This window comes from Bacillus cereus group sp. MG16 (assembly GCF_040459875.1).
GTDB classification, from domain to species: Bacteria; Bacillota; Bacilli; order Bacillales; family Bacillaceae_G; genus Bacillus_A; species Bacillus_A paranthracis.
This window is the reverse complement of the sequence record NZ_JARVHE010000001.1, coordinates 5,047,501-5,067,519: the sequence shown is the minus strand read 5'-3', so window position 1 is coordinate 5,067,519 and position 20,019 is coordinate 5,047,501. Positions and strand designations below refer to the sequence as shown.

Below are 20,019 nucleotides of genomic sequence, written 5' to 3'. Positions count from 1 at the left end.
CTAGTGTATGAGATAAGGTAGGATAACATGTAAATATGCTACCTACGATATAAACCTTACTTAAATTATGTTTTTTTTGTAAATCCTTATTTGAAATTATAATAGAAGACAGGAGAAAGTTGTGTGTGTAGCGAAAACAACTTAGGGTGTCCTTTCATATTGTAACATACGAGTAGTGGAAACAACGATTCATATAGTAAAGGTAAAAGAAGAAGAACTCTATATAGAAAAATTTATAGCGTAATTTGCGAAAAAATTATGATTTTTTTACTTGCAAAAGAAATTGAGATTATTTATTATTATAAGTGTGTTAGCACTCGGGTGACTTGAGTGCTAATAAATAAAATTTACATAACAAAATGAGGAGGTTATTGTTCATGCTAAAGCCATTAGGTGATCGCGTTGTAATTGAGCTTGTTCAAGCGGAAGAAAAAACAGCAAGTGGTATTGTATTACCAGACACAGCAAAAGAAAAACCACAAGAGGGTAAAGTTATTGCAGTAGGTACTGGTCGAGTGCTTGAAAATGGTGAGCGTGTTGCTTTAGAGGTAGCAGCAGGTGATCTTATCATCTTCTCAAAATATGCAGGTACTGAAGTGAAATATGAAGGTACAGACTACTTGATTTTACGTGAAAGTGACATTTTAGCAGTTATCGGTTAATTATATAAATCTTAAAAAATCCAAGGGGGTCAATTATTATGGCAAAAGATATTAAATTTAGTGAAGAAGCACGTCGTTCGATGCTTCGCGGTGTCGACACTCTTGCAAATGCAGTAAAAGTAACGCTTGGACCAAAAGGTCGTAACGTTGTTCTTGAGAAAAAATTCGGTTCACCACTTATTACAAATGACGGTGTAACAATCGCAAAAGAAATTGAATTAGAAGATGCATTCGAAAACATGGGTGCGAAATTAGTAGCAGAAGTTGCTAGCAAAACAAATGATGTAGCTGGTGACGGAACAACAACTGCAACTGTATTAGCACAAGCTATGATTCGTGAAGGTCTTAAAAACGTAACAGCTGGTGCGAACCCAATGGGTCTTCGTAAAGGTATCGAAAAAGCTGTAGTTGCTGCAGTAGAAGAATTAAAAACGATTTCTAAACCAATCGAAGGTAAATCTTCTATCGCACAAGTAGCTGCTATTTCTGCTGCTGACGAAGAAGTAGGTCAATTAATCGCTGAAGCAATGGAGCGCGTTGGTAACGACGGCGTTATTACTTTAGAAGAATCTAAAGGTTTCACAACAGAATTAGACGTAGTAGAAGGTATGCAATTTGATCGTGGATATGCATCTCCTTACATGATTACTGATTCTGACAAAATGGAAGCAGTTCTTGATAACCCATACATCTTAATCACTGACAAAAAGATTTCTAACATTCAAGAAATCTTACCAGTATTAGAGCAAGTGGTACAACAAGGTAAACCACTTCTTATCATTGCTGAAGATGTAGAAGGCGAAGCGTTAGCTACATTAGTAGTGAACAAACTTCGTGGTACATTCAATGTAGTAGCTGTTAAAGCTCCTGGATTTGGTGACCGTCGTAAAGCAATGCTAGAAGATATCGCAATCTTAACTGGTGGCGAAGTAATCACTGAAGAATTAGGCCGTGACTTAAAATCTGCTACAGTTGAATCTTTAGGACGCGCTGGTAAAGTTGTTGTAACGAAAGAAAACACAACTGTAGTTGAAGGTGTAGGAAGCACAGAACAAATCGAAGCTCGCATCGGTCAAATCCGTGCGCAATTAGAAGAAACAACTTCTGAATTCGATCGTGAAAAATTACAAGAGCGTCTTGCAAAACTTGCAGGTGGCGTAGCAGTAATTAAAGTAGGTGCAGCAACTGAAACTGAGTTAAAAGAGCGCAAACTTCGCATTGAAGATGCACTTAACTCAACTCGTGCAGCAGTAGAAGAAGGTATCGTTGCAGGTGGTGGTACTTCACTTATGAACGTATACACGAAAGTAGCTTCTATCGTAGCTGAAGGCGACGAAGCAACAGGTATCAACATCGTACTTCGCGCACTAGAAGAGCCAGTTCGCCAAATCGCAATCAACGCTGGTCTAGAAGGATCTGTAGTTGTAGAGCGCCTAAAAGGCGAAAAAGTAGGCGTTGGTTTCAACGCAGCTACTGGCGAGTGGGTTAACATGCTTGAAACTGGTATCGTAGATCCAGCTAAAGTAACTCGTTCTGCACTTCAAAACGCAGCATCTGTTGCAGCTATGTTCTTAACAACTGAAGCTGTAGTAGCTGACAAACCAGAACCAAATGCACCAGCAATGCCTGACATGGGCGGCATGGGCATGGGCGGTATGGGCGGAATGATGTAATAAGCATCACTCTGTGAAGCTGTGCAATGTATAAATAGTTAATTAGTAGAAGGCTACTTCCTTGATGAGAGGAGGTAGTCTTTTTTGTGTTTTTAAAATTTGCATAAAAGGAATTTCTTGAAGGCTGTAAGTTCGGGAATGTAACGAGGGTAAATATCAAAATTATGAGGTTCTATTAGGTAGTTTTATTAATTACTGTCACGATAATGATATTTTGAATGAAACGAAACCTCAAATGTTTAATGTGTTTAGGGAATTTGATAAGATTGCAGAAGAACTAATGCACGCTGCTGAAAAGTTTCGTAATGCTGATGAGCGTTATGATGGTAATTTAGTTAATAGAAGTTTATCTAATGAAAAGATAGAAGCAGGAGCAATGGGCGGCAAACCTTCTGAAAAATCTATGCTGAGAAAAATTTGGGATGGTATATATGTTGGCTCTGGGCAAGTTATTGGGGAGATTGTAGAAGGATTTGATTCATTAGACGATACAGTAACAAAGGAAAATATTAAGTATGCTATAGGTCACCCTATAGAGACAGTTTCTACCGCTTGGAATACTGTTTCGGATTCATTTATGAATGATTTTTGGCATGGTGATGCGGAAAGTCGTACAAAATGGGGCACAAGTATTTTTATGGGACTTGGATTGGGGATAAAGGAATAAGTAGAGCAGGGAAAGTAACTACATTAGGGATAAAAGCAGAACAGAGTGTTTCTCATTTTTCAAATAAATTACAAGTGAGAGCCCCCTTTGCCTATGCTGGTGATTTTAGAGATGTTCCAAAAACTTCTTTTAATTCTTTAGAAGAAGCACGAAATACATTTATGTTTGCTGACCCTGGTAATTTAAATACACCTAGATTCCAAGAATACCTTAGCCAAGTAGAAGAAATTACAAATAGGAAAATCCCTGAAAAACAGAGGGAGTTACTACAAGAACACATAGAAAATAATAGTTATGAACGATTAAGCAAAGAAGAAGTTGCAAAAAGAAGAAGCGAATTTGCTAGATTAAAAGATGATTTAAGAGAAGAGTGGGAACTGGAGACTAACCAAAAATGGCCTACTTATGAAGAAGAAATCCTTTCTAGAAGAGGAATACCACTAAGGCATGTAGATGACCCGTATGATGCACATCATTTTATTGAAAATGCACACGGTGGAGAACATGAGTGGTGGAATATACACCCAGCTAAATTTCCTACTGAACATCAAGGTGGGATTCATGGCAAGGAAGGTATTTCAAAAGAGATTTTTAAGAAAAAGTAAATAACGGAGGTATTAACGCTATGTTTAACTTTTTGAAAAAATATGTTGTAGCAGACAGAAGTGTACGTTCTAAACAAAAACCTATTTTTTATCCTATATATCAAGAAGAGATAGATGAAGCGGAAAGCTTATTACAAATGAAACTCCCAAAAGAACTGCAACGTTTTTATCAAGAAATAGGTTGTGGTTTTTTAAAGTCTGATAAAAGAATGTTTTTTAACAGATTTATGGACCCAATTTCAGTTGCGGATTTTCGCTTAAGACAGGATATTTACGAATATAATCCAAACCTAGATGATGTAGATGATGATGAATCATTAGTATTTTTCGAAGCAACAGAACTTAACTTTTTAACAATTAAATTTAAAGAGGAAAATGAATTAGGTCAATGTCCTATTTACTCTGAAGATGAGAAAATAGCGGATTCTTTAGAAGAATTTTTAATTAAAATGGACGAAAAGCCTGATTATTATATTTAATCTTATTAATAATTGCTTTAAGGATTAGGACTTGAAAAATAGCTAATCGTGAATAACAAAAAGCTTATGTATAACTTGCATAGGCCTTTATAGTGTCTATTAACTCTTTTGTTTGAGTGTATTTATGTCAGCGTAAGAGCTAGAACAGGTTGATGAAATTTTTATACGGATAGGTAAAAAAATAGGAAGAAACTGATGATACGACTTTAGCTGTAGTAGCTGACAAACTAGGACCAATTACAACGGTAATGCCTGGCATGGGCGGGGTGATGTAATCTTTTTCTAAAAAACGTCCATTTCTATATAGAAATGGACGTTTTTTAGAAAAGGAAATGAATTTCTGTAGAATTTTGTCGCTTTCTCTCTTGACCATATTGATACTTCATTGTTAGAATCTAGGAAGATAATATAAAACGATCCTTCATATATCCTCAAAGATATGGTTTGAGAGTCTCTACCGGGTTACCGTAAACAACCTGACTATGAAGGCAGTGTGTCTTATATTTATAAAGAGCGGAGACTATCTTTCTTTATAAAGCCAGACCCCTGCCTTTTCTTTGTTATGAGACTAGAGGCGGAGGACTGGCTTTTTTTATTATATTGGTAATGCTTTTCGCCTAATTGGTGAAAATATTTATATACGAGAACTAACGTTGGGGTGATTATTTTGAAGAAGCAACACGATACAATTATCGTTTTAGATTTTGGAAGTCAATACAATCAGTTAATAGCACGTCGAATTCGTGAGTTCGGTGTATACAGTGAACTTCATCCGCATACAATTACTGCAGAAGAAATTAAAGAAATAAATCCAAAAGGGATTATTTTCTCTGGTGGACCGAATAGTGTATATGGTGAAGGTGCATTACATTGTGATGAAAAAATCTTTGACCTAGGATTACCGATCTTCGGTATTTGTTACGGTATGCAGCTTATGACACAAAAATTCGGTGGTAAAGTAGAACGTGCAAACCACCGTGAGTACGGAAAAGCGGTTCTTAAAGTAGAGAACGAATCAAAATTATATGCGAACCTTCCGGAAGAGCAAGTTGTATGGATGAGCCATGGTGACTTAGTAACTGGTTTACCTGAAGGATTCGTAGTAGATGCAACAAGTGAGTCTTGCCCAATTGCTGGTATGAGCAATGAAGCGAAAAACTTATATGGTGTACAATTCCACCCAGAAGTACGTCACTCTGAGCACGGTAACGATTTAATTAAAAACTTCGTATTCGGCGTATGTGGCTGTTCTGAAGGATGGAACATGGAGAACTTTATTGAAGTAGAACTAGAGAAAATCCGTGAAACTGTTGGAGACAAAAAAGTACTATGCGCACTTAGTGGCGGTGTAGATTCTTCTGTTGTAGCAGTATTAATTCATAAAGCAATCGGTGATCAATTAACATGTATTTTCGTTGACCACGGTTTACTTCGTAAAGGCGAAGCAGAAGGCGTTATGAAAACATTTAGCGAAGGTTTCCATATGAACGTTATTAAAGTGGATGCAAAAGAACGCTTCATGAACAAGTTAAAAGGTGTAGAAGATCCAGAACAAAAACGTAAAATTATCGGTAACGAATTCATTTACGTATTTGATGATGAAGCTTCTAAGTTAGAAGGAATGGACTTCTTAGCACAAGGTACACTGTACACAGATATCGTTGAAAGTGGTACAGCAACTGCACAAACAATTAAATCTCACCATAACGTTGGTGGACTTCCAGAAGACATGCAGTTCAAATTAATTGAGCCTTTAAACACTTTATTTAAAGATGAAGTACGTGTATTAGGATCTGAACTAGGAATTCCTGATGAAATCGTATGGCGTCAACCATTCCCAGGTCCTGGTCTTGGTATTCGTGTACTAGGTGAAATCACAGAAGAGAAATTAGAAATCGTTCGTGAATCTGATGCGATTTTACGTGAAGAAATTATTAAAGCTGGCTTAGATCGCGAAATCTGGCAATACTTCACTGCACTTCCTGGTATGCGTAGCGTAGGTGTTATGGGTGACGAGCGTACTTACGATTACACAGTAGGTATCCGCGCAGTAACATCTATCGACGGTATGACAGCTGACTGGGCACGTATCCCTTGGGACGTATTAGAGAAAATCTCTGTACGTATCGTAAACGAAGTAAAACACGTTAACCGTATCGTGTATGATGTAACGAGTAAGCCACCAGCAACTATTGAGTGGGAATAGAAGGAATACAATAATTGGAGTGAAAACTCAGGATTAACAACGTTATAATTGTTGTAAAATGGATAAAAGCGAATCAATCTTACATGGATTCCCACCAATAACCCCACCAAAAAATTTTAGGTGGGGTTATAAATATTTATTACTTTAAAAATTTAATAAAATTATATATGAAATGTATGAATATGGAGAACTATTCATGTAACCTAACAAAGTTATTTTAGGTGAATGACTTTGTTATATTCGTGCTTTGACAATGAATTTAACGTAAAATTCCCAGTAAATAACCCTGGACTTGATATTGATTTTTTGCTATAATGTCAACATTAAGTGTTATGAAAGGTGGACAGCCATGCCGTACGCAATTGATTTATTCTGTGGCGCGGGCGGATTCAGTGAGGGAATCTTACAAGCAGGGTTTGATATTGTTTTTTCTAGTGACAAAAGCCCTATGGTACAGAAAACGTATATGAATCGTCACGAACAGCTTGGCTTATTACAAGGAAGAGATACTTATTTTGAGTTAGCTGATATTAAAGAGCTTTCATCAGAATTTATCTTTGAAAAAATAAATTCTCTGAAATATGGAGATATTTTTTCTCCGGGCAAAATTGATGTGATGTTTGGAGGCCCGCCTTGCCAAGGATTTAGCCGTTTGGGAAAACGTGATTCAAATGATCCAAGAAACATGCTGTTTCACGAGTATCTTAGGATAATTAAAGATATAGATCCAAAATATGTCGTAATGGAAAATGTGACAGGTATTTTAGATATGCAGATGTTAGACTTTCCAAGTGTTTTAGAGGAGGGTCGCATTTATAGTGGACAGAATCTAGTTCCGTTTATTCTTCGAACTGAATTAGAAGGTCTTGGATACCAAGTATTAGATATACAGGTTTTAAATGCTGCTAACTATGGAGTTCCTCAGCAAAGAAATAGAGCGATTTTTCTTGCCTATAGAAATGGAGTTTATCCAATTTCATATCCTGATCCTCAGGAAAGTATTGTTACAGTTTACGATGCACTTGGTGACCTTTATAAAAGTTGCAATTATTCTACCCACTACTCTAAAGAATCAACTGGGGGAAGAACACCGAATGTAACTACTGGGATACCTGTTAAAAAAACAAAAATTACCAATATGGAAACTTCTAATCATGATAAATCTGTGATACAAAGGTTTTCACTTTATAAACAAGGTGAAAATAGAAAAAGAGCTTTGACTAGGTTAAGAGAAGAAGGAATAAATCTGTTAGAAGAAGCTCCGGAATTATTCTATGAAACACTTTATCAAGTTAATAGCGAAAAAAATGCAGAGTTTATTCAAAAGACATTGGAAAAATATGATTTTCACAAGTCAATAAATATTACAAAATTATGGTTAAACAATACTAATAAACAATTATCACTTATTAGTATGATTGAAAATAAACATATTATTGATATTACCTTTGACGCGGCAATAAGTTCCTTAAGTCGTAGACTTAAGACTACTATTGAAAATACAATTGAATTCTGGAATAACGTAAAACATGAATTAAATAAGCAATATGATGCTGAAACTCTTAATAACTTATTTATCAGTGGTAATATTAGTGATTTAATGGCTGATGCGTTATTTACAAAAAAAGGAATTCGGACAAAACTTAATTCAGAGAGTATAGCCCCAACCATGGTTACACTCCCTGATGATTATATCCATCCATTTTTCAATAGGATTTTAACTGTAAGAGAAATGGCAAGATTACAGTCTTTTGACGATAGCTTTGAGTTTTTAGGTAAAAGAACTACTGGTGGAAGTATGCGAGCAAAGGAAACTCCTCAATTTACTCAAGTTGGTAATGCAGTCCCACCGTTATTAGCAAAAGCAATTGCTACAGAAGCTATGAAAGCCATCAAATTAGGTGAAAAATAATCATATAGATAAAAAAGAAAAACAGTGAGCATGAGCTCCCTGTTTTTCTTTTTTATTCTAATAAGTCTATTTTTTCGATGTTTCCAAATAGATAGGATCTATATTTTCCTCTAATCCGCCAAGCATTCCCATGATTTTTTCCTGTGTACGCTCCTTCAGGTGATATATAGCCTCTCCAATCATAGGTTATTCCCCCCGATTTAACCAAGGCAAGAAATGTTGAGAATTGAGGGGATCTAGATAGTTCTGCTTCGGTATAATTAAACTCAGCTGTTTCTCCCATCATTCGTTGATTAGCTTTTACCCATAGAGTTGCTGGATGCTTTCTATATAATTCATTCTGCAAATCGGAGAAATTCCAATAGGCTGTGATTTCTACTTTATTGGAATTTGGATCTTTACCCCATAATTCAATTTTCCTTTCTTCTTCATTGACATTTAAATAAAAACCGTGGGAATTTTGTGGGGCTTCCTTTGAACCGATAGTAATATAAAGGCTTTTATATCCTGGGTGTTTATCAGATTCATACCCATAGTATCTAGCAAATGCTGAGACTCTACTTCTATCTTTTATTTCATATTCTGCTATAGTAGTTCCATCAAATTGCGGACGGAGAGTGAATAATGTATCTAGCGTCTTAGCGGTTTTAGTCTTTATTTCGATTTTCCCTTCAAAATCTGCATCTGGACTATTATTTGTTTTTATACCTAGTAATGCTTCAAGGGTATCGCCGGCGTCTTTAGGCGAAACTTTACCAATACCTTTAGAATTTTTATGATATCCTGCCTGTGCAATTTTTTTAACTAAAGGAAGTAATCTACTTGCAGAATCGGCAATATCATCAATACCAAAAACTTGCTTTAACTCTAGTTCTGTTGGAATATTATTCGTTACATTGATAATTACAACTTTTGGATTCTGGTCAACTGTTACAGTAAGATATAATAAATCCCCTACATTAATTTTCCGATTATTAAGGAGTTTTTTAATTCCGTAAATTGAAAATCTTCGATCGCCACGTGTATTAGCAACTCGATAAAAATTCATTTTTGTTTCTAGCTGCATATCATTACACAAGAATAAGGCGTTGTTCATTACCCCGTTACTTGCCCCATTTGCAAGACTTTCATAATCAACTATATTTTTATTGAAGAGTAAATCTCGAAAGAGTGCATTTGCATCAATGTTATTTTTATCAATCATTGTCGGTGTTAATCGCAATAAGGTGTATTCATTATTGTTGCGTTTGTGAATATTATTTATTACTTTGATTTCATCATCGTAAGGTGTAAAAATCATTTTTATCCCCCTTTTCTAGTAATTAGTTCGCTCACAGTGGTATCTAGCGCATCAGCAATCTGATAAAGTGATGATAATTTAGGATTTACTTTTTGTTTCAATATCTCATTAATTGTTGATGGACTTAGAGTAGTAGATGAATATAAATATGTCTGGTATTTATTTTTTTTCTTTAATAGACTTGTTACATTTTGAGAAAAGATTGATAGAAAATTATCCTCAATATACGTTATTGTTTTTCCATTACTAAAATTTCTAGAAAAGAATTGAGGTAAACTAATATCTAATGATTTTGCAAGTCTATTAGCAGTTTCAAAGTAAATATCAATCTTACTATTCTCAATCATTGAAATAGAAGACCTACTAATACCGGATTTTGCCGATAATTCTTTTTGGGAAAGAGCACGATCTTTGCGAGCGGTTCTTACATTCTCTCCAAAAACTTTCATACCCTCACTTCTTTCAAATTTTTAAGTTAATTTAATATTATCTGTATAAGCCAGATGTGGATTATGCTAAAAGGGACATATCATCTGGTTTTTTAAAAATGTGCACGAAAGATAACTCATCATTCTTGAGAGATCCTTAATAAAGCAGTTACTCAGTAATAATGAAAAGCGAAAAAGAAGCAAATAAAATAATGAATGCTTCTTTTTTTATTTTTTCTTGGGGAGGGTTATTAATAAGAGCGTATTCAATTATTCTTCTACTAAATTGTGAAATCACCACATTGGTGGTAAAATGACACGTAATAGAATGTTTATTTATAGGAGGTAATTTTATGAGAATGACAATTACATTATCGATTGAAGCAAAAGAGAACCTAACAAAGTTGCAAAAATTGATTAGTGAAGAATCTGGAGGAGGGAAAGTAACTCAAGGTTTTGCTATTGGATATGCACTAAAAAATCAAGTTGAACTAATGGAAAAGAAGAATAACAAAGAAAAATAAATACTATAAAGCAAAGGATAATCATTTAAGATTATCCTTTTTATTTTTCCTTTTTTGAGAGTGGAAAATTATTTGTAATAGTAAGATGATAAAAAATCACGCAATTATATGCTTTTCTGATGTTGACTTGATGTATTTTTGGTGTTAATATTCATTTAACGCAATTTGGTGTTTGTTTGCGTGATTAAAATTCGGAGGGAGGTATTAATTGAAATGCTTGAAGAAGAGTTTGAAAATTTGTCAGATGAGGAACAACTTGAATTCATTGAGTATTTAGGTGAGTATATGGAATCTGTAGCTATCGGAAACGGTGATTATCACATTGGTGATAATGGGGAAATTGTAATTGAAGATTAATTTAAGAGAGAAAGAGGGGATTTTCATGAAAATAAAGGAAGAAAGATTTCAAAAATTAGTAACAAAACGTTTGGCAAGAACATTAAAGGAAATTGACTTAATTAGTAATCTTTCAACAAATCGTTATGCCTTTACGGAGGAAGAAGCCAATCGAGTGTTAGTAGCATTAAATAATAAAGTAAAGTATGTTGAGGGCTTGTTTAAAAGAAGATTAGCCTTAAAAGCAAAAAGGAATACCCTAAACGGAATTGAGTGAGGGAATTTCTCTCTTCCTCATTCTAAATTTGAGAAGAAAGAAGTTAATATATGAAAAATTTATTCCGTTTTGTAACTCGAAGTATTAAAAAGAGGAGTATAAAAGATGATTTTAAACTTATATCTTATACAGGCGATAAGAATCATATAAACGTCTTATTTTGGACGTGTGTCATTGGATCGTTAATTTCTTTTTGGTTAGTTGTACTGTTAGCTCCTTTGTTTCCTACTATCGATTTTTTTGGTCTTTTTTATGCAACTACAGATTTTATCTTATTGCCTGTATTAGTCTATCTCTTATTTAAAATTTGGAAATTCTATTATAGGCAGTGTAACAAGCCTTCTAAAATTGCCGAAAAACTTTTGTATTTTATAAAGGCTAATAAGTTGTATGAAACAGAAATGATAGAAAAAAAGGACTCAGAAAATAATATTGAACGTGTAAAAGTTGTGACAAACAGTGCAGTATTTGGTTTTTGTGAGGACGAGGAGACTCTGATTGTACGTGGTTATAAAAATGCTGATGTTTTTAACGATAAGATAAGTTCTCTCGATACAGGACTGAGTGCATTGGTTGGCTCAACTGTTTATAACAAAGTAGATAAAATTTCTTATTGTGATTATTACTTTAGAAAAAAACAAGATGAACGTATAGTGATGGCAAGTGATCAAGGGAAAGCTCATAACGATAGTATTTATATTCCGTTTAACAGTAACCTTACTTGGAATGTATTAAAACAACCTCATCTTCTTCTTGCTGGAGTTACAGGTGGAGGAAAGACAACGTTTTTGAACTACTTAATTATTGAAATGAAAAAAATGCGAGCCACAGTTTATATCTGTGACCCTAAACGCTCGGATTTATCAAGTATTCAACATTTTTGGGGTAAAGAATATGTTGCTAGTGAAACCAATAATATTGCTAGATTAACTCGTGAAGTAAAAGAACAAATGATGGAGAGGTTTGTTATTTACAAAGAAAATCCTGAAAATTTCGTCTACGGAGCTTCATATGTTGACTATGGTTTGGAGCCTATATTTTTAGTGTTTGATGAATTAGGTGCATTTAGAGCTGGAGCTGATAAGAAAACCTTTGCTGAAACCATGTCAAATTTAACTGAGATCATTCTTAAAGGGCGTGAAATGGGTGTGTTCGTTATTCTATCTACTCAGCAGCCGAACGCTTCTAATATTCCGACTGAGCTTCGAGACAATTTGAGTGTTCGAATTGCGCTAGGAAACATGAGTAATGAAGCTTACAGGATGGTGTTTGGAGATTTAGAAGGATTGGAGACAGTTAGCGGTCAAGGGACAGGATATATTTTTCTTGATGGATTAGGTTGGAGCAAGCCTAAGTATCTAGAGACTCCATTTCTTGACTATAAGGAATTTGATTTTATTGCAGAATTAAAATATTACAGCTAAACATTTCAATATAACCTCTCGTTTTGCGAGGGTTTCGGTGGCGACTGGGGTCGCCAAACGGAGTGGCAAGAAACGCTCGTGAAACGTGAGGTCCAGTTGAGCGTTCTTTGCTCAACTCTTATAAATAACTAAGATTAGCGAAGCCACCCGTTGAGTAACACGGGTGTAATACCCTCAATGGAAATGGTTCAATCGGTTGGGGCTCTAAGGTTGGAAGCTTACTCGGAATCCCGAGAGTTCGGGATTGAAAAATGATAAAAAGGGGTTGGAAACATGGGGAAATTAATTTTAAAATCGTCAAGACTACATTCTTTAAATGACTCAGAAAATGTCGAATTAGGTGATTTTCATTTTGACATTAAACAATTTAAAGTTCCTACAGCAATGTTAGTACAAAAAGATGGTTTTGCTACTCGAATTGAAAAAGAAAAGAATCTAAATGGAGAGCTAGTTGAAACAGGTAAGTATGCAATAACTTTTAAAGTTTATGATAGACCATTTATTGAGCTTGTATTACAAAATGGTGGTACTGAAATTGGCTCGCCTATTACTGTAGTTATTGAAAAACAAGATAGCCTACCTATCTTTGATGATTATGAAGATGGTGAATTTATTCCAATTTCATTTACGGATCTTAAAGTAAAACCTAGAAAGGTGCAAAAGAAAACATTTGTCGGACAAGGTAAGCCAATGATCGATACATGGCAGTATTCAGAACTCAAAATTGAAGCTGATAGTTACACTATTGGTGAAGTACATGAGTCAAAAGCGAAATAATCAGTGCTTAATTGATTACCTTCGTTGTTCGATTCCAAATAGTGAGTTACCGGCAGTCGCTGATGGAATTTTAGGAATCCCAATCTCTGAATTTTCTTCAGAGATTAAGGGGTCTCCATATCCTACTTACGATATGTGCATTAGCTTTGCGAATATAAAACTTCATTCCTCACGAAGTCACAGTAGTGTTCTTATAGATATGTCTGGACAAGCGTGTAGACAATATGAAGAATACATGTCGAGGGTTGATGGTTGGCATTGGTACAAATTTGTATCAGTTATTTTAGAAATACAAGGTAAAGTATCAAGAATAGATTTGGCTTTAGATATTTTTGATGATGCTACACCATCTGTAAAAGTGTTGCAGGATTATGTGAAACGAGGACAGTTAAGTACAAAAAGTCATAAATTTATTGAAATAAATAGTGGTAGGATTCTTGATGGGAAATTGACAGGTTTTACATTGTATATTGGTGCATCTCCGCAAATATTACGAATCTATGATAAAAAACAAGAAAGAAGAGATAATGCAGGTGAAGTTGTAAATATTGAAAAGTGGGTCAGATGGGAACTAGAGCTGACTGGAAATAAAGCAATGCAAGTTGCTCTTCAAATATCAAATGGGAAACCACTTAATATCATAGTTAAAGGTATTTTATCAGCTCATTATTGTTTCAAGACACAACCTAAGAGTGCTAGTGATTTACATAATAAAAATAGACTTCCTACGATGAGATGGTGGCAAAAATTTGTAGACGGTATTGAGGCAATTCCCTTAAAAGTAGAGCGTGAAAAGCTCACTTTAAAGAAAAAGAAAAATTGGGTTGAAAATGCTACAGTAAAATCAATCAGTATGCTCTATGAATCATTTAGGCGTGTGTATGGTGAAAAATATGCTGAGCTTTATTTGAAAGAGCTAATACATATGGGAAAAGAAAAAATCACTGAGTCCGACCAAACATTAATTGAGCAACGTGTTTTAGAACTTATGAGTGAGGATGAATATTAGCGTGGAAAGGGGTTGTTGTAATGGGTACAACAATATGTAAAGATGATTTAATTAAACTAGGATATAAGAAATATCAAGCTATTTCACTAATTAGGCAAGCAAAAGCAATCATGGTGCAAAAAGGTTGTCCGTATTATAACAATAAAAGACTAGGAAGAGTACCGAGGGATGTGGTTGAAACCATTTTAGGAGTTTCTCTTATAACAGAAATGAGTAATTCCTAATGAAGAATAGAACGCAGCAAACAACGAAATACCCTGGTGTATATGTTGATGATAAAGGGAATTTCTTTTATCAATCAGAATTTGGCATTGATCGGATTACAGGGAAACGAATACGAAAAAAAGGAAGAAAAGATGTTAATGGAAAGCCTTTTTCTTCCGCGTTCGAAGCTAACAAAGAGTTAACTCGATTAAAGAGAGAATATCATAAAGTCAATAGTTACGCTAACTATAAAATGACTTACGAGCAATTTATGAATACTGTGTATATACCGTATTATCAAACAGACGTTGAAGAAAGTACCTTTTCTATTAAGCAAAGAATATTGGAAAAGATAAGAGATAGGTTTGCTTCTATTCCTCTCCGTTCTATTTCAGTGGAGGACGTACAAAATTTTCGTACATGGTTATTAACAAGTCAAGAAAATGGAGGAGCTGGGTATGCTCAATCCTATGCGAGTCTAGTTTTTGGAACATTTCGTAAAAGTTTAGATAAAGCTGTGGAAATGCAATATTTAGAATACAATATTTCAAAAAAGGTTAGGGCAATCAACAAAGGAAAAGCTATTGTACCCTATTGGACGAAACAAGAATTTGAAAAAGTGATAAATCAAATTTATATTGGTGATTTTTATGAACACTTAAATTTCGTTATGTTGTGGGTCTATTATATGACAGGGATTCGTGTGAATGAAGGAACAGCTTTATATTGGAATGACATTGATTTAATAAAGAAACGTATACGGATTCATCATATGCTTATTCTGAAAAACAGATCGGATTGGAAACGGAATTCATATACGAAAACAGAAGATGGAAAGAGAATAGTAGCACTGGATGATGATACTATCAAAATTTTAAATGACTGGAAAAGTAGGCAAACAGAGATTGGATTAGGTAAGGAAAATGACTTTGTTTTTAGTTATGATGGTCTACCGATGATTAAATCAACGATATCAAGAATTATTGAGCGATATTCTAAATTCGCAGGAGTGAAAAAGATACAAGCAAAGGGATTGCGTCATTCTCATGCTTCATATCTTATTAATGAATTTAATGTGTCGGTGCTGGTTTTATCTCAACGTATGGGTCATTCAAGCCCTGAGATTACTTTAAAACACTATGCTCATATGTGGAGTGGTGCTGATACGGCAATTGCTGAGGAGATGTCAGGGAATATAAAAATAGAGACTGCCGAATATACGAAGATAATTTTCAATGGAAATCAAGTTATAAAAAAAAGAAGGGATAAATAAATGGCTACGATATATGCAATTAGCGATATTCATGGTTATTACAATCAAATGATTGACTCGTTGAAAAATGTTGATTTAAAGAATAAAGAAAATAAAATTATCTTCCTAGGTGATTATGTGGATGGAGGAAATGATTCATGTAGGGTTTTATATTGCATAAAAGAATTACATGAAAATCATAAGGATCAAGTGATTGTTTTGTTAGGAAATCATGATGAAGTATTCCTTCATTGGTTATATTCCCAAGAGGATGATTTTAAATTGTTATTTCAGGAGCCAGATATATGTACATTTAAAAGTTTCCTTACTGTTGAGGAGTATAGAGAGATTTTTGATACTTTTCAGCCTTTAACCTATTCATATGAAAAAGTAAGTAAGGCATTAAAGGAAGCTATTAAGAAGAAACATGTTGATTTGTTGAAATGGTTACTGAATATTTCTAAACAGCTTCGTTACTTTGAAACAGACCAACAAATATTTGTCCATGCTGGTATTTTAGAAGAAGCCGAAGATTTGTGGAAACATGGTACTCCTAAAGAGTATTTCACACAAAAGTACCCAGCTGAGACAGGATATTTTTATAAAGATGTTATTGCAGGGCATATTTCAAGTGTGGAGATAGCAAATAAAAAAGAATATCTTGGAAAAGTTTATTGGGATGGAGAAAGTCATTTTTATATTGATGGTACTGTTGAAAAAAGCGGCAACATTCCGGTTTTAAAATATGATACTGAAAAGAAAAGATATTCAACCTTTGAAAAGGATACTATACATGGGGGATGGAGAGAGGTTTATGTTGACGTATAAAACATATTTAGAAGAAAAAGATAGTTTGACTTTTCAAGAAGCTGAAGAAATTTACTCTCATATATTACAGTCTGCTAATACCAGTGATAGTGATTTTAAGGAGTTTTGGGAAGATATGATTAAATCTGCCATCGTTTATGCGAATACTCGTGCTGAATGGAGTATACAGACGTTAGAAGGGCGTAGAGACATTGATGATTCCCGAACACATCAACACAATACATTTATGATAAATCTAAAAGTAATTGCAAATTATATGAAACAACAAAATTGGAGTTCGGTGTGGTTTGACGAGTTGGGGACTATTGAAAGTGATAGAAAGAGATTTGGGGATTTTGCTTGTTATTTAGTTTGCATAAATTCGTTGAATGCTCGATAATATGTTTATTCACCACCAATTGCCCCACCAAATAATTAAAAAATAGATGAAGTAGCTATATATCAATACTTATCCCATACCTATTACGATTGAGTGGGAATAGTATTATAATAAAAGATCCATCTATTGCTCATGCAATAGATGGATCTTTTATATTTTGAGTTTAATACGAACGAAAATATAAAAGTTAATAAAAATGTTCGTATTTAAATTGACAAAAATACTTTCAAGAGTTAATATGAGTATGTAATTCAAACGAAAAGTGAATATTATGCCGTCGTATAATATCGGGGATATGGCCCGAAAGTTTCTACCTAGCTACCGTAAATGGCTTGACTACGAGGCGTTTTTATAAAGATGAGGGGAATCTTATCTTTATTCATAGAACGCTTCCATGTATATGCAATGGAAGCCTTTTTTATTTTTAATAGATAAAAGAGGGCTAGGAGATTACGGCGAGTAATCATATAACGGGGGAAACGTAAGATGAAACGCTATTTTCAGTTTGATGAACTCGGCACGAATTACAAAACAGAGTTCATAGCAGGTTTAACGACATTTCTATCTATGGCTTACGTACTATTTGTCAATCCTGCTACGCTGTCACTTGGAAATGTTAAAGGATTACCGGCAGGTACAGGAATGGATCCAGGTGCAGTATTCGTTGCTACAGCATTAGCAGCAGCGATCGGTTCGTTAATTATGGGGATTTTCGCGAAGTATCCGATTGCTTTGGCGCCGGGTATGGGAATTAACGCGTTCTTTGCTTATACAGCAGTGTTAACGATGGGTATTCCATGGCAAACAGCAATTGCTGGAACGTTAATGTCAGGTATTATCTTTATTATTCTTACAGCTTCAGGTATTCGTGAAAAAATCATTAATGCAATTCCATCAGAGTTAAAGTTTGCAGTAGCGGCAGGTATCGGATTATTCATTGCTTTCCTTGGATTCCAAAATGCTGGAATTATCGTGAAAAATGATGCTGTTCTTGTTGGGTTGGGGGACTTAACAAAGGGCACGACGTTACTAGCAATCTTCGGAGTTGTTACGACAATTATCTTCATGATTAAGAAAGTAAATGGTGCAGTATTTTACGGTATGATTCTTACAGCAATCTTAGGAGTAGCAACAGGATTGATTGATACTCCGAAAGCTGTAGTGGGAGCAATACCGAGTCTAGAACCAACGTTCGGTGTGGCGTTAACGCACTTCGGAGATATTTTCACTGTTCAAATGGTGATTGTTATTATAACGTTCTTCTTTATCGATTTCTTTGATACAGCAGGTACACTTGTAGCGGTTGCGAATCAAGCTGGATTAATGAAGAACAATAAATTACCACGTGCAGGAAAAGCATTATTTGCAGATGCGATTGCAACTGTAATTGGTGCAATCTTAGGTACATCAACAACAACGTCTTATATTGAATCTTCTGCAGGGGTAGCAGCGGGTGGACGTTCTGGATTTACAGCAGTTGTAACAGCAGGATTCTTTTTACTGGCACTATTCTTCTCGCCATTACTAAGTGTTGTAACGCCAGCTGTAACGGCACCAGCTTTAATTATTGTAGGAATCTTGATGGTTTCTTCCTTAGGGGAAATTGATTGGAAGAAATTCGAGATTGCAGTACCAGCATTCTTTACAATTATCTCTATGCCACTTACGTATAGTATCGCAACGGGAATTGCAATCGGGTTTATCTTCTATCCAATTACAATGGTAGTAAGCGGTCGTCGTAAAGAGATTCATCCGATTATGTATGTTATGGGAGTTTTATTCGTACTATATTTCATCTACGTTCGTAAATAAAAGGGGTTTTTTGAAAGGTCTAGACTTAAGGGGAGTCTAGACCTTTTTTGCGTCTTCAGAAAAACTTAAGGATTTCCGAGCGTTTTTCTTCAGAAGTTTTCCTATAATAGAAGTTAGGGATTAAAAAAATGATGGGGGAGATATTGTGGCACACGAAACAATACTTGTCGTAGATGATGAAAAAGAAATCAGAAATCTTATTACAATCTATTTAAAAAATGAAGGATATAAAGTATTGCAAGCAGGGGACGGAGAAGAAGGATTACGTTTACTAGAAGAAAATGAAGTACATCTAGTCGTATTAGATATTATGATGCCGAAAGTAGATGGCATTCATATGTGTATGAAAGTAAGGGAAGAAAAAGAAATGCCGATCATTATGCTTTCCGCGAAAACGCAAGATATGGATAAGATTTTAGGGTTAACAACGGGTGCGGATGATTACGTAACGAAACCATTTAATCCGTTAGAGTTAATCGCAAGAATTAAATCTCAGTTACGCCGTTATATGAAAATGAATGGTTTCGCTATACAAAACGAGGACGAGCTAGAAATTGGAGAGATGAAAATAAACATCTCAACCCATAAAGTTATTGTAGAGGGAGAAGAAGTGAAGCTGACCCCGAGGGAATTTTCAATTTTAGAATTGCTAGCCCGTAATCCGGGGATGGTCTTTAGCGCGGAGCAAATTTATGAAAAGGTGTGGAATGAAAGATCTTTCCAGTCTGATAATACTGTAATGGTGCATATTCGAAAAGTACGTGAAAAGATTGAGGAGAATCCAAGGAAACCTAGATATATAAAAACAGTATGGGGAGTGGGGTATAAGATTGAAAAAGATATTTAATCCGTTTACTTATATAAGGAAAACAAGACAATTAATTGAGAAATTAGTAAAGAGCGTACGAAAGAGTATAAGAATTCAACTGATTACTACTTTTGCTGCTTGTGCGTTATTAGGAGTTTTTTTTGCAAAGGGAGCTGCACCATTTTTTGAGAATGCGAATCGTAAAGCGACTGTCGATTATCGGTCTGGTATGCAACAAATTAATTATCAAGCTCAAAGAGCAGCAAATAGTTCGGTGCATGAAAATAAATTAGAAGCTATATCCAATATGATCGAAACGGAGAATCAAAATTTAGAGCGAGGAAATAGAGCTTTAAAAATATTGGTTACTGACGAAAGTGGTAAAGTTGTATATAAAACGAAGCAGGCACAAGAAGAGCAAATCGATCTGCATAATACGATTCGTAATGCAGCATCA

The 20,019-nt window shown here is 34.8% G+C and carries 20 protein-coding genes, 1 pseudogene and 2 riboswitches (1 of these 23 only partly in view); of the genes and pseudogenes, 19 read left to right on the top strand and 2 right to left on the bottom strand.

Annotated features, from left to right (window positions below):
• The first annotated feature begins 377 nt into the window (after positions 1 to 377).
• From groES to QCI73_RS26145, 6 genes and pseudogenes are all read left to right on the top strand, one after another.
• Positions 378 to 662 (top strand): co-chaperone GroES, encoded by a 285-nt coding sequence (gene groES, locus QCI73_RS26170; RefSeq protein WP_000917306.1) that lies wholly within the window; start codon positions 378 to 380, stop codon positions 660 to 662.
• Positions 663 to 700: 38 nt separating this feature from the next.
• Positions 701 to 2,335 carry a chaperonin GroEL gene (gene groL, locus QCI73_RS26165; protein ID WP_001029999.1) on the top strand — a complete coding sequence of 545 codons (1,635 nt, stop codon included), beginning with the start codon at positions 701 to 703 and terminating at the stop codon, positions 2,333 to 2,335.
• A 235-nt stretch (positions 2,336 to 2,570) separates the two neighbouring features.
• Positions 2,571 to 3,607: pseudogene (locus tag QCI73_RS26160) on the top strand (hypothetical protein).
• A 20-nt stretch (positions 3,608 to 3,627) separates the two neighbouring features.
• Positions 3,628 to 4,086, top strand: a complete 459-nt coding sequence (locus QCI73_RS26155) for an SMI1/KNR4 family protein (protein ID WP_000481697.1) — start codon at positions 3,628 to 3,630, stop codon at positions 4,084 to 4,086.
• 401 nt (positions 4,087 to 4,487) lie between these two features.
• Positions 4,488 to 4,589, top strand: a riboswitch (purine riboswitch).
• A gap of 164 nt (positions 4,590 to 4,753) precedes the next feature.
• The gene (guaA, locus tag QCI73_RS26150) at positions 4,754 to 6,292 is read left to right on the top strand and encodes a glutamine-hydrolyzing GMP synthase (protein ID WP_000743925.1); all 1,539 of its coding nucleotides are present in this window, start codon (positions 4,754 to 4,756) and stop codon (positions 6,290 to 6,292) included.
• Positions 6,293 to 6,641: 349 nt separating this feature from the next.
• The gene (locus tag QCI73_RS26145) at positions 6,642 to 8,204 is read left to right on the top strand and encodes a DNA cytosine methyltransferase (RefSeq protein WP_353824034.1); all 1,563 of its coding nucleotides are present in this window, start codon (positions 6,642 to 6,644) and stop codon (positions 8,202 to 8,204) included.
• A 52-nt stretch (positions 8,205 to 8,256) separates the two neighbouring features.
• On the opposite strand, the gene QCI73_RS26140 is transcribed toward QCI73_RS26145, so the two are convergent.
• A complete protein-coding gene (locus tag QCI73_RS26140) occupies positions 8,257 to 9,504 on the bottom strand; it encodes an MvaI/BcnI family restriction endonuclease (RefSeq protein WP_353824033.1) in 1,248 nt (415 codons plus the stop codon).
• Between the two features lie 2 nt (positions 9,505 to 9,506).
• Positions 9,507 to 9,953: a helix-turn-helix domain-containing protein gene (locus QCI73_RS26135; RefSeq protein WP_353824032.1), complete on the bottom strand. Its 447-nt coding sequence runs from the start codon at positions 9,951 to 9,953 to the stop codon at positions 9,507 to 9,509.
• A 332-nt stretch (positions 9,954 to 10,285) separates the two neighbouring features.
• Between QCI73_RS26135 and QCI73_RS26130 the strand changes: the two genes are divergently transcribed.
• The 13 genes from QCI73_RS26130 to ampS all read left to right on the top strand — a co-directional run.
• Positions 10,286 to 10,456 carry a hypothetical protein gene (locus tag QCI73_RS26130; RefSeq protein WP_162836976.1) on the top strand — a complete coding sequence of 57 codons (171 nt, stop codon included), beginning with the start codon at positions 10,286 to 10,288 and terminating at the stop codon, positions 10,454 to 10,456.
• A 213-nt stretch (positions 10,457 to 10,669) separates the two neighbouring features.
• Positions 10,670 to 10,813, top strand: coding sequence for a hypothetical protein (locus tag QCI73_RS26125; RefSeq protein ID WP_353824031.1), 144 nt, complete (start codon positions 10,670 to 10,672; stop codon positions 10,811 to 10,813).
• On the top strand, positions 10,803 to 11,069 hold the full coding sequence (locus QCI73_RS26120) for a hypothetical protein (RefSeq protein WP_353824030.1): 267 nt from the start codon (positions 10,803 to 10,805) through the stop codon (positions 11,067 to 11,069). The genes QCI73_RS26125 and QCI73_RS26120 overlap by 11 nt, the downstream gene beginning before the upstream one ends.
• Positions 11,070 to 11,119: 50 nt before the next feature.
• A complete protein-coding gene (locus QCI73_RS26115; protein WP_353824029.1) occupies positions 11,120 to 12,493 on the top strand; it encodes an FtsK/SpoIIIE domain-containing protein in 1,374 nt (457 codons plus the stop codon).
• Positions 12,494 to 12,766: 273 nt separating this feature from the next.
• Positions 12,767 to 13,270, top strand: coding sequence for a peptidase (locus tag QCI73_RS26110; protein WP_353824028.1), 504 nt, complete (start codon positions 12,767 to 12,769; stop codon positions 13,268 to 13,270).
• Positions 13,251 to 14,279: a replication initiation factor domain-containing protein gene (locus QCI73_RS26105; RefSeq protein ID WP_098381296.1), complete on the top strand. Its 1,029-nt coding sequence runs from the start codon at positions 13,251 to 13,253 to the stop codon at positions 14,277 to 14,279. Before QCI73_RS26110 ends, QCI73_RS26105 begins: the two co-directional genes overlap by 20 nt.
• Positions 14,280 to 14,299: 20 nt before the next feature.
• On the top strand, positions 14,300 to 14,503 hold the full coding sequence (locus QCI73_RS26100) for a DUF3173 domain-containing protein (RefSeq protein ID WP_046941669.1): 204 nt from the start codon (positions 14,300 to 14,302) through the stop codon (positions 14,501 to 14,503).
• Positions 14,503 to 15,756, top strand: coding sequence for a tyrosine-type recombinase/integrase (locus QCI73_RS26095; RefSeq protein ID WP_046941670.1), 1,254 nt, complete (start codon positions 14,503 to 14,505; stop codon positions 15,754 to 15,756). Before QCI73_RS26100 ends, QCI73_RS26095 begins: the two co-directional genes overlap by 1 nt.
• A complete protein-coding gene (locus tag QCI73_RS26090; protein WP_327943508.1) occupies positions 15,757 to 16,563 on the top strand; it encodes a metallophosphoesterase in 807 nt (268 codons plus the stop codon).
• Complete coding sequence (locus QCI73_RS26085; protein WP_353824026.1) at positions 16,550 to 16,942, top strand: hypothetical protein; 393 nt, start codon at positions 16,550 to 16,552, stop codon at positions 16,940 to 16,942. The genes QCI73_RS26090 and QCI73_RS26085 overlap by 14 nt, the downstream gene beginning before the upstream one ends.
• A gap of 257 nt (positions 16,943 to 17,199) precedes the next feature.
• A riboswitch (purine riboswitch) is annotated at positions 17,200 to 17,301 on the top strand.
• Between the two features lie 127 nt (positions 17,302 to 17,428).
• Complete coding sequence (locus QCI73_RS26080) at positions 17,429 to 18,754, top strand: NCS2 family permease (protein ID WP_000833097.1); 1,326 nt, start codon at positions 17,429 to 17,431, stop codon at positions 18,752 to 18,754.
• Positions 18,755 to 18,899: 145 nt separating this feature from the next.
• Positions 18,900 to 19,601, top strand: coding sequence for a response regulator transcription factor (locus tag QCI73_RS26075; protein ID WP_000929888.1), 702 nt, complete (start codon positions 18,900 to 18,902; stop codon positions 19,599 to 19,601).
• Positions 19,585 to 20,019, top strand: the 5' portion of a protein-coding gene (ampS, locus tag QCI73_RS26070; protein WP_353824025.1) for an aminopeptidase AmpS. 1,071 nt of this gene lie beyond the right edge of the window; only the first 435 of its 1,506 coding nucleotides appear in the window; its start codon is at positions 19,585 to 19,587; its stop codon lies beyond the right edge, outside the window. Before QCI73_RS26075 ends, ampS begins: the two co-directional genes overlap by 17 nt.